Source organism: Ardenticatenales bacterium (assembly GCA_020634515.1).
In the GTDB taxonomy this organism is placed as follows: Bacteria; Chloroflexota; Anaerolineae; order Promineifilales; family Promineifilaceae; genus JAGVTM01.
In genome coordinates this window covers 38,904-50,074 of sequence record JACKBL010000012.1, presented here as the reverse complement: position 1 = coordinate 50,074, position 11,171 = coordinate 38,904, and the positions used below count along the sequence as shown (strand labels likewise).

Here is an 11,171-nt window from a genome sequence, read left to right as displayed (position 1 = left end):
ATATTCGCCTGTGGTGGGATATGCCGTGACGCTTACGTCGCGCTATCCTGCTGCCCTACACTTTCCTGATTTAGATAAATGAACGTCTCTCGACCCAACGCCTTGCCTACTTCCTGCGCCGCCAACCGCAGCACCGAATTCACGTCCGTGGCATTACGTACCCGGGCGGTCACCTCGCGCAGAATGCGTTCTCGCCGGGCGCGGCTTTGCGCTTCCTGCAGAAGCTGCTGGTTGGAGATGGCAATAGCGACCTGCGTTCCCGTGGAACTGTAGAGACGCAGGTCCTTCTCGCTAAATTCGCGCGGCTCCGTCCAGTTCAGGTCGAGCAGACCGAGCCAACGCGGCCCCAATTTCAGGGGAATCAGGGCGAGGGCGTGCATGTCGTGATAAATACGGCGCGTCAACGGGTTCATGCGCGCATCATCGTGTACATTGCCGATGAACAGCGGCGTATCCTGGCCTTTGAACCAATGACGGAAGTAATCCATTTTGCGTACGTTGAAGCGGTAGCCGGGGTTTGACGTTTCTCCGGCGAAGTCGGGGGCACGCCAGGTGTCACGTACGGTGGCGAATTGGGGCGCCCCTTCCTCATCCAATTCGATGGCGGAGAGGGTGATCCGTTTCACGCCGGGCATAATCTCGGGCGCGGACATGATATGCAGGATGTCTTTGAGAGAGGCGGCGGCGTTGAGGCGGCGGCTGACCTGGTAGAGGATGTCCGTTTCCGCCAGGGCGTCCTGAAGCTGCGCGAACAACTGTGATTGCTTGATGGCCGTGGAAATCTGAAAGATGATGGTTTCCACTAACTGCGACTCGTCGGCGCTGAAGGTGCGGTCCTTTTCGGCGATGTCCATTCCGAGTGTGCCAATGATGTCGTTGCCGGCAAAAAGCGGATACAGAATCAACGTTTCCGTGCGTCGCCAGCGCATTACGTCATGCACCGGGGCGGTAAGCGGATTGTTCTGCGCGTCGGTGACGATCGCGGGGCGATGCGTGCGCAGCACTTGCTGGGATAGCTCGTTGCCCTCCAGTTCAAATACGGTGCCGATGGCGCTGGTGTCGTTCAGGTCTCGAGAAGCATCCGCCAGCACGACAAGGGCAGTGCCGGCCGTATTCAACAAGGAAATGCCGACGTGCTCCATGTTGAGGGAGTCCACTAGCTCGTGGGCAATTGTTTGCAGATTCTGGTTCAGGTCCAACGAGGAACCGACGGCGGAAACGACGCGATTGACCAGGGCCAGTTCCTGGTTGCGCGCCTGCATTTCTCGCGCGCGCTGTTCCGCCAGTTCGCGGCTGTGGATGTTTTGCACGGCCACGGCTGCCTGCCTGGCCAGAGACATGAGAACACGCACATCTCGTTCAGGGAAGCGGGTTGGCTGTTGGTAGATGGCGTTTAGGTAGCCGATCCATTCTCCCGCGACCACCAGGGGCGCGAACAGGGTGCTCACTGCGCCAAAGCGATTGGCGTAGAGCGCGCGCACGTTGGGGTCCAGTCCGGGTTCCTGACGTACGTCCTGGATGATGGTGGGGCGATCGGGGTGAATAATCTCAAAGGCGGAAGGGAAATCGCTCAAGCGGTAGGTTTCCAGTACCGTGCCGGCAGGAAGTGTGCTGCGGCGGGCCAGGACGCGGCTCCATTCGGGGCGTTGGTGCTCCACCCAGGGGCGGTCAAAGAAGTTGAGACTGATATTTTGCGCATTGTTGCCGAGGATGGTGTGGGTGTAGAGGACGTCAAGGACTTCGTCGTAGGTGCGCGCTTTGTTCAGTTCGCTGCTGAGGTTATATAGTTTTTCCGTTTCGTCGAGTGCTTCTTGCGTTTCTTGAGTCAGGCGCAGGTTTTCCAAATGGCTGCTGAGCTGGCGGGCGACACCCTGGATAAGGTCGTCGGCGTGGGGAGAGGCGTGGGAGTCGCCGGCGATTTCCAGCACCCCCACTTCTTGTTCCCGTACGACCAAAGCTTGCCGCGCCATGACGGAATCCCCGTTGACTGCGTCCTCCGCGATCATTGGCTGTACCCGGCCTTGTTGATAGACGTAGCCTGGCAACTGGCCATCGCCCGCGGTGCGCTGCCGATCTCCGACGAATGCCGACCATGCGCTTGCCGTCAGGCGGCGGTTCGCCGCTTGCGATTCTTCCTGGAAGCGGCGGGCTTCCGCCAGCAGGCGCAGGTTGTCTACGCGCTGGGCCACCTGGTCCGCCACCGTGCGCAGCAATGTTTCCTGCTCCGGGGACCAGGCTGTGTCGGTGTCTGCGTCAACGACGATTGCGCCAATTGGTTCGTTGGTGAGGAGGATAGGGGTGGTGGTGCTGTTTTTGCTGGCGGTTGTGGTGATGGGGGCCAGCAAGGGTTCCGTGCCTTCGGCGGAATAGCGATACCCCATGAATTCGCGGCGCTCAATGGCATTCAGGAATTGCTGCCAGCCGGCGCGAGTGAGACGCCCGGCTTCTGCTTCCGCCTGGTGGCGAATGGTGCTGGTTTGGGAGAAGAGGCGGGCGTTTTGAATGGTGATGGCCAACTGACCGGCGAGGGTGGCAAATGCCGGCAGACTTTCCTCCGTGAGCGCGTTTTCCCGATTGCTTTGCAGGTCTAGCACCCCCACGACCTCGTCGCCCACCATCAGCGGCACGGCCATTTCCGCGCGCGTTTCTGGCAGCAGCGGGTTAGGACGAAACAACGAACTTTGCCGCGTATTGGCCACGATAATGGCGCGTTGTTCCAACACGGCTTGCCCGTTGATTGACGAAGAACCAACCGGCAGACGATGGCCGCGCCGTACCAACTCCGTCCCGATCAGGCCCGTGCCGGCATGCAACGTGAGCGACTGCCGATTCTGGTCCAGCAAATAGACCTGCGTGTAGTACAGGTCAAAACGCGCGCGAATCAGGGCTACGGCTTCCGCCAGCAGCGTGTCCAGTTCGCGCACCTGCGAGAGCGAACGCCCCACTTCCGCGGCCAGGGTCAGGTCGCGGGTACGCTCGGCTACGCGCTGCTCCAATTCTTCGTATGATTCACGCAGCCACGCCGTCATTTGCGCGAAAGCGCGGGAAAGCTCGCCAATTTCATCCCGGTGTGGCAGCGGCGTGGCGTAACTAAAATCACGTTGCGCCACGCGCTGTGTCTGTTCAATGAGGGTGCGCACGGGATTGGTGATGCTGCGTGTGACGACCAGACCCAGCACCAGACCCGCGCCCACCGTCAGCAGGGCAGCGATGCTCCAGTAGTTGTTCGTGGCGGCCTGCACGCGCACGGATTCCGCGACAGCCTCGTCCACGGTGGTTTGCGTGTTCTGGCGAAACGTGTCCAGGCTTTCTTCCAGACGGCGTTGCAGCGAGGCCAGTTCCGTGTGTCGCAGGGTCTGGCCTCTGGCCCAGCGCCCTTGCTGCGCCAGCAGTTCCACCTCGCGCACGGTGCGCAGGAGTTGGTTGCCGAGGAGGACGAGGGAATTGATGTTGGCGATGCGGCTGTCACCCAGAGGGGTTTGCGCGGCAAACTTCAGGTTGTTTAGTTCCGTGAGGCGAATAGAAAAGTCGGCCGTTTGCCGGTCCAGGCTTTGCGCGATCAGGTTCGTGCGGCGGGAGAGCAGCATGTTGTCCAGGGTACTGACGATGTTTGACCAGTTGTTGGATAGTTCCGCCGCGCGCTGCACCTGCTGCACGCCGTCCAGGGTGGTATTCACCGTGGAGCGCGCGGAGGAGGTGAACGAGAGTCCCAGGGCGCTGGTGACCACGACCAGGCCAATAATGACCAGAAAGACGAGACTGATGCGCTGTCCTAGAGATAGATTGAATCTCATGATTGTTTCCTGGAATCGAGACGAACGGTTCAGGCCAATCCAGAAAAATATCGATCCGGGAAAGATGCGATTTTCTCGATTGGCCTGAGACTTTTTCGGTATGGAATCAGATCATTCAAATTCCGAAAGTGACTATACAGGTCATCTGCCCAGATTGGACCAATTTGCTCTGGTTGAATCTTATTGATGTCTACAAAATTGGTCCAATCTCTCGGAGACGTGAATAGTTACTTCCGAAAAAGCCTTAGTAACCGTCCGAAAACAACTTCATACCTTACCTTTTACGGACGGTTACTGACAAGCTGTCCGCACATTTCCGCTAACTTAATTGCGGATAGCCACTTACGAGAAACGAATTGCGAATACGTCTCTTTTCACCTGGTAGCGGCTCTTGTGACTGATGGCAACTACCTATGGACCACTTGTAGCGTCCGAAGATAACTTCACACTTTTTACGGACGGTTACTGACAAGCCATCATGGACAGCCACTAACGTGTGATGAGGGCCAGATCAACCGCGATGAAGGAGGAGACGTCCTCACCGCCGAGGTACTCCATGGCGCTTTCCACACCGAGCCGACCCATTTCTTTGGGCTGCTGCGCGATGGTGGCGGATAATTCGCCGTTTTCCAGGGCGGTAATGGCGTCGTCAATGGCGTCAAAACCGACAAACACGATCCGGTCGGCGCGGCCTGCTTCCTTGGCGGCGTCGATTGCGCCCAGGATCATTTCGTCGTTTTGGGCAAAGACGGCGTCGATCTGGTCGTTGTTGGCGAGAATGCCGGCAAATACGTCATGTCCCTCGGCTCGATTAAAGTTCGCGGTTTCCTGGGCAACAAGCTGGATATTGGGGTAGATGGTGATCACGTTGTTGAAGCCGCGCCCGCGGTCCTGGGCGGCGGACGTGCTGAGGATGCCTTGCAATTCGACGACGCGCCCTTTCTGGTTGATGATTTCCGCCAGGTAGCTGCCGGCCATTTCGCCGCCGGAGACGTTGTCGGAGGCGATATGAGCGACGATGTTTGGGCTGTCAATGCTCCTGTCTACGGTGAAGACGGGAATGCCGGCATTTGCCGCTTCCCCCAATACCGCTTGCAGGGCTTCCCCATTCACCGGATTGATGAGCAGCGCGCTCACCGGGCGCCTGATCAACGCCTCAATCTGTTCCGCCTGCTTTTGTGCGTCATCCTGCGCATCCTCCACAATCAATGTCGCTCCACCGCGAGTGGCCGCCTCCTGCGCCCCTTGTTGCAGCGCGGCAAAAAACGGATTTTGCCGGTTCGAGAGCAGCAGGCCAATGGTCACCGGCGGGGGAGCGGCAGACGTCGGCGTCTCTTCCGGGGTTTCGTTTGTAACGTTGCAGGCGCCGAGAACAAACAACGCCAGTATCATCAGAACAAAATAGCGGACTTTTAGGATTAACAAGACTACCTCACTTCTATTTGACTTTTGGCGACGGGCATGGCGTTCAGGAGAACGGACGCCTGCCGCGCGTTAAGAACCTGTCCCAATTCCGTGGCGGCTACAGCCAGCACTTCTTCAATCGTATGGGCTTGCTGGATTTTTCGCTCAATCGCATTGATGCGCCGTTCATACGCGGCCTGTGACCGGGCAACCTCATAGGAATGCGCGTTTTGCAAGCCGATTGCCACCTGGCTGGCGATTAATTGCAGCAGGTCCACGTCGCTTTGAGACAGACCATCGCGCACGTTTTGCTGTACATCGAGGATGCCGCTGAGCTGGCCCCCAATGAGGATAGGCACGGCTGCTTCGGCGCGTGTTTCCGGCAGCAAGGGGTTGGATTGCCAGCGGGCGTCCGCGAAAACGTCCGGAACCAGTACGGGCTGGCGACTTTGCGCCGCCGTGCCCACAAGCCCGTGGCCAACGGGCACGGCGTGACGGTTTTTCAGCAGCGTTTGCCCGGCCGTGCCCGTTCCTCCAGCCATTATCAGGCTCTGTTGGGCGTCGTCCAGCAGGTAGATATGTACGTGATAATAGTTGAAGGCGATTTGTACCTGATGCACAACTGCGCCGATCAGGTCGGGTTGGTTGAGAATGGTGGAAAGCTGGCGGCTGACGTCCGCCGCCAGTTGCAGCGCCCGGGTGCGTTCTTGAATACGGTACTCTTGCTGCTGTTGTATTTGCCGCAATTTTTGATTGGATTCGTGGACCTGTTCCATGCTTTGCTCAAAGTTGCGGATGAAGAGAGAGAAGAGGGTGGTGACGGTGATGAGACCCGCGGCAATCGCCAGCCAGTAAACGAAGGGCGGGGTGGCGAATTGGGATGCCGGCAGCCATCCTTGATATTCCGCCATGACCATCAGTCCGCCAACAAAGATGGTGAGAATGGTGACCTGTATGCCATATTGCCCGCCGAGGACGAAACTGGCGATCATGATGATAATGACCAGGCTGTTGAAGGTGGGCGAACGGATGCCACCGCCGATGAAGGAGAGCAAGAGGAGGACTATCCACAGGGGATAGACGAAAATGAAACTGGCAAGGCGCAGGCGATAGGTGCGTATGGCCCAAAGAGTGGCGACGAGGCAAAGAATAATGGGCAGGGTGCGTAGGAAGAGATTGATGATGGTGGGGCGAGCGACAACAACGCCGACGATGGTGGAGAGCAAGGCCATCAGCAGCGTGACCCAGGCTAAGGTGTTGAGAAGGTTGGCGGTGCGCTGGTCGCGCGCGTCTTCGTAAGGGGGCGGGGCGACAAACTCTTTGAGCCGGTCAAGCATCGGTTGTTTCCTTTCATTCCCCTGACGGGGGGCGTGGTTGCTCAGGCGCTTTCTCCATTACGATGCCCTATCTCTTGGGCGGATGCCAGCCGCACTTGCGCCGCGGGCGCGCCGAGGGCGTGCCCTAATTCGCGCACGGTGACTTGCAAGGCATCGTTGATGGAGGTTGTGGACTGGATTTTTTGCACGATGGTGTTGAGGGTGGCCTCTTGTTCGGCGCGTTGTTGGGCTTCGCGGAGCGTGCCGGCATTTTGCAGAGCAATAGCGGCCTGACTGGCGATAGACTCCAAGAGATCCGTATCCTGAATGCCCAGGCCATTGATCACATTGTGCTGCACATCCAAGACCCCGAGCACGCGCTCGCCCAACGCAATAGGCACAGCTATCTCCGCTTTTGTTTCCGGCAGCAAGGGATTGGGCAGCCATTCCGCCGAGAGCGATGTATTCGGAACGAGAACGGTGGATTGGGTTTGACCGGCTCGTCCCACCAGACCACGCCCCAGCGGCAGCGCGTGTCCGGCTTGCCGCATCTGCTCGCCCGCCTCACCGGTGCCGCTAGCCATGACGAGGCGACCGTTGGCTTCGTCAAGCAGATAGATATGTACGTGATAGTATTTGAAGGCGCGTTGAATTTCGGAAACGATAGCGGAAATCAGTCGCGCCTCATCAAGGATCGTGGAGAGGCGACGACTAACAACGGTGCTTAACTCCAGGGCGCGGGTGCGTTCGGCGACGCGCTCTTCCAGGGACAGGTTTAGCTCTTGCAGGCGGCGGTTGCTTTCCGCCAGATCTTGCTCACTGCGGTTGGCGCGGTCGAGCGCGTCGTTCAGGTTCCTGACGGCGTATTGCACCAGGAGGGCGACGAGGGAAAAGATGGTGGCGAACAGAAGCCAGTCAATGAGGCCGGCGGTGGGGGCCAGGGGGACGAAGATGAGGCCGACAGATTCCAGGTAATACACCACGAAAGTCGCCAGCACACTGCCTGTGGTGAAAATAATGAGAATGGTGCGGTCATTCAGCAGTAGACTGGAAAGGATGATGGCCAGCACGAAACCGCTGGTGCCGGAATTGCGCACGCCGCCAAACACGATCGTGTTTAACGTGATAATGGTGAATAACGTGGCCGCCAGCAAGATGCTCGCCGCACGTACATGGCCGCGATGGAGCAAGCGGCGCAGCCCGAACATGAGGAGCACCAGCATCATGCTGCTGCCTCCTGTGATCGCCGATGTCGCGGTCCCGGCGGAGAAGTCGACGCCGATGAAGGTTAGCGAGATGCCCGTGAGACTGGTGGCGATGATCACAGCCCATATAGCGGTGTTGAGCAGGCGGGCAGTGCGCGCTTCTTCGCTATCGGAAAATCTTGGGGGAGCCATGAACGCCCGGATGTGGTCGAGCATAGGAAACTCCTTGGGGAAAAAAGTGCGGTTAGGTCGTGCTCAGAGAGTCAGGTACATAACAACGTAGCCAGTTTGAAGGAAGCAATACATTGATATTGCACCTGGCAGTCAACAGGATGGCGCAATGAGCGCACCGTAAACGACCCCATACGGCAGCGGGAGAATGCCAAATATGGTAGCACAAACAACCGTCGCCTATGTGAAAAAGGCGTGATGCGGCGCGCTGTCTGAGTGGGAAAATAGTCAGGGTGGGCGGCCAGTCCGCCGCTCACTCACGCGGGACAGGAGGCATATTCGCGGGATACCAGTGGGGTCCTAGCCGCTGCCCCAGACCCAGAATGAGTGGCCGCTCCCACACGCGGCGGTAGGGTAATGCTGCCTCCGCGCGCCCCGTTTTGTCTTGCTCCCATGTTTGCCGCAAAAAAGCATAATCGTAGAGAATCGCCCGGAATCGTTCGGCAGTCAACCCGTAGCCCGGTTGCTGGCTCCAATATGCTTGCACCTCGCCAGCCAGCAGCGGCGGCAGGATGCTGGCCGAGAAGATCGGCTTGCCAAAAGCGAGGTAGAGGGTGATGAGGGGAATGTCCTCGCCATAATGCGCGCGGATCAGGTCGGCGCGGGTGGTGGCCTGGCTCTCGTGGGCTGTTTGCAGCAGGGCGCGCCAGATGGCTTCCGGGTCCGGGACAACCGTCCACCAGAGTGTATGTGGGCTATTGGTGCGTGTTTCTGCTTCCAGCCGGGCGGCTGTCGCTTGCAGTTCGGGCACGCTTTCGCCGCCCAGCAGGCGCACGCGCCAGCCGTGCTGCGCATAGTCACGCAAAGCGTCGTCGCCCGCCACGCCCCAGTCCACCCATTGCAGCAACTTGTGTCGATGGGCATTGACTTCTTGAAAATTGCCCGGGGTGAGGGTGGGGGAGAAGAGGTGGCGCACGCCGTGGGTGAAGATGAGATGGAAGTCGCCGATGGTGGTCTGGCGTGCCCAACGGAAGTAGTCGTCGCTCCAGGGGGAAATGCCGGCAAACGCCGCCTGCCGCCGTGTGCCTCCTGGAGAATAAACCATTGCCGCCGGAGCCGCCCGCGCGACTTCCGCCATTGGCGCGGCGAGGAACGCGGTCTGTGTTGTTGAATCATTAAGCGTCATGTTGGTAGCCTCCCATTTGGGAATGATAGCCGGACCGGCAAAAATAGGCCAGCGAATGGCGAAAAAACGATGACGAAAGGGATCACTTTGCGTCGAAAATAGCCAATTTGCGCAGGAATAGGCTAAAAGTACTCCCCATTAGACCATGATCTATTAACTTGTTAATATCAACTTTCTTGTATTATCGTTATCCTACTCTTAATTCTCTTGAGATGGTTTGGGCTGGCTGTGCGGGAGGAAGTAATACAGACAGGACACAGCCATCGGGAGAAGAAAACGCTTCCGCTAGTATCCCGTGATTCCTTGTGGATCTGGCCTTAAAAACTAAATACGGGGAATGCTGGCACATCTCTTTCGACGACTGACGTGTTATCGTCGGTAACGACTTTTGCATAAGTCACTTCATTTGTGGGTGGGGTACCACTCAGGAGCTTAATTGAAAACAGGGAGATATTGAAAGTGATGCAGAATAATGAACTCCAGCGGTTGTTACAATCCAGACGGGGACTGGTTTCTCCAGATCCGTACAGTACGGCATGGGCCGCGATGGTTCCGTCGCGCGTGCATGCAGGAATGCCGGCATGGCCTGAAACCCTTACCTTTATTCGCGCCCACCAACTGCCGGATGGTGGTTGGGGCGCGCCGCGCGTCTATAACGCCCACGAGCGCACAATTTCCACGCTTGCCTGCCTGCTGGCTTTGCGCCAGTGGCCGGCGGCTGACGATGCGCCACGGATTGAGCGCGGTGTGTCCGCTTTGTATCGCTATGCCCGCGATTTGCCGGCAGAAATTCACGAGCCAGTTGGTTTTGAACTCCTCCTACCCCGTCTTGTAGACGAATTGCGCCACCATGGCCTTGCCCTTGACCCGCCGGAATGGCAGGCGATTCTGCGCATCGCCGAGCAGAAACGCCGCCTCATCGGTGAATTCAAAATTAACTACGAAAAGCCCCGAAGCTGGTGGTTTAACCTGGAAATGCTGCCCGACGATGCCCTCGCCCGCATCGATCCCCGGCTGCTCAATCGCTTTGGCTCCGTGGAAACCTCCATCGCGGCCACCGCCGCCTATCTGCGCGCCCTGCGCCAGCATGGAAAGGACAACGCCCGCGCGGATGCTTTCTTGCACCATGTTGTCCACTTCGGCGGTGGCGGCGTCGGCTTCTGCTGGCCTATTGAGGTGTTTGAGCTAACCTGGACGCTTGATAGTTTCTGGCGTGCGGGCATAGACCCCAATACCCCGTTCGTGGCGACGCTGCTGCGACAGTTGAGCCGTTATTGGTCCGCCCGCCCCGCCGGACTGTCTTCCAGCGGCTCTTTTATGGTCAGCGATGGCGACGACACCAGCATGGGCTATGCCGTGCTACGTTGGGGTGGGCTGTACCCTTCTCCTGAGCCGCTGTTCTCCTTTTGGCGCACCGACCACTTTCGCACGTACCATGACGAACGCACCCCCTCCGTCACGGTCAATTTGCATGCCCTGGCCGCGCTGCGCCAGGATTTAGACCGGCGCGACCATAAGCAGTTGGCGCTGGTGGTGACGGAATGGCTGCGGCGGGAACTGCGCCGGAACAATGGCTACACGGATAAGTGGCATTTCTCGCCCGTTTATGTGGCGGCTCATGCGGTCTCCACGCTGGCGGGTTGGGATGATGAGATGGCGCGTGAGGCGCTGGATTTCTTGCTGGCGGCGCAGCAGTTTGACGGCGGATGGGGCGAGGTGTGCGGCTCCACGCTGGAGGAAACGGCGCACGCCGTGTTGGGGTTAGCCGTGGCGCGGCGCATGGGGCTGTTGCGGGATGCCCATCCGCTGGTGGCGGCGCACCGGTTTTTCCGTCGTCATGAGGGGGAACAGCCGACGGAACGGCTGTGGATTGGTAAAACATTGTTTCACCCGCCGGGGTTGGTGCGGATGCTGCTTTATGCGGCGCGTACGGCTCTGGCGCAGCAGACGGACGAGATTCAGCGCCGCTACTGGCAGTCAAAGGATTGGCTGCCGCTGCGTACGCGGGGGCGTTAATTCGATTTTGGCTCCATGAGGTGCGGCGCACTGTGGCTGTGCGGCGCACTGTGGCTGTGCGGCGCACTGTGGCTGTGCG

6 protein-coding genes are annotated in these 11,171 nt (G+C 58.8%); 1 reads left to right on the top strand and 5 read right to left on the bottom strand.

Annotation, left to right across the window (positions count from 1 at the left end; all coding sequences use genetic code 11):
• Window positions 1-32: 32 nt before the first annotated feature.
• From H6650_22340 to H6650_22320, 5 genes are all read right to left on the bottom strand, one after another.
• Window positions 33-3,794 carry a GAF domain-containing protein gene (locus H6650_22340; protein ID MCB8954753.1) on the bottom strand — a complete coding sequence of 1,254 codons (3,762 nt, stop codon included), beginning with the start codon at window positions 3,792-3,794 and terminating at the stop codon, window positions 33-35.
• Window positions 3,795-4,283: 489 nt separating this feature from the next.
• Window positions 4,284-5,186 (bottom strand): substrate-binding domain-containing protein, encoded by a 903-nt coding sequence (locus tag H6650_22335; GenBank protein ID MCB8954752.1) that lies wholly within the window; start codon window positions 5,184-5,186, stop codon window positions 4,284-4,286.
• Window positions 5,187-5,221: 35 nt separating this feature from the next.
• A complete protein-coding gene (locus tag H6650_22330; protein ID MCB8954751.1) occupies window positions 5,222-6,535 on the bottom strand; it encodes a GAF domain-containing protein in 1,314 nt (437 codons plus the stop codon).
• A gap of 41 nt (window positions 6,536-6,576) precedes the next feature.
• On the bottom strand, window positions 6,577-7,935 hold the full coding sequence (locus H6650_22325; GenBank protein MCB8954750.1) for a GAF domain-containing protein: 1,359 nt from the start codon (window positions 7,933-7,935) through the stop codon (window positions 6,577-6,579).
• A 268-nt stretch (window positions 7,936-8,203) separates the two neighbouring features.
• A complete protein-coding gene (locus tag H6650_22320; GenBank protein MCB8954749.1) occupies window positions 8,204-9,076 on the bottom strand; it encodes a hypothetical protein in 873 nt (290 codons plus the stop codon).
• Between the two features lie 573 nt (window positions 9,077-9,649).
• On the opposite strand from H6650_22320, the gene H6650_22315 reads away from it, so the two are divergent.
• Window positions 9,650-11,092 carry a hypothetical protein gene (locus H6650_22315; GenBank protein MCB8954748.1) on the top strand — a complete coding sequence of 481 codons (1,443 nt, stop codon included), beginning with the start codon at window positions 9,650-9,652 and terminating at the stop codon, window positions 11,090-11,092.
• The last annotated feature ends 79 nt before the right edge of the window (window positions 11,093-11,171 follow it).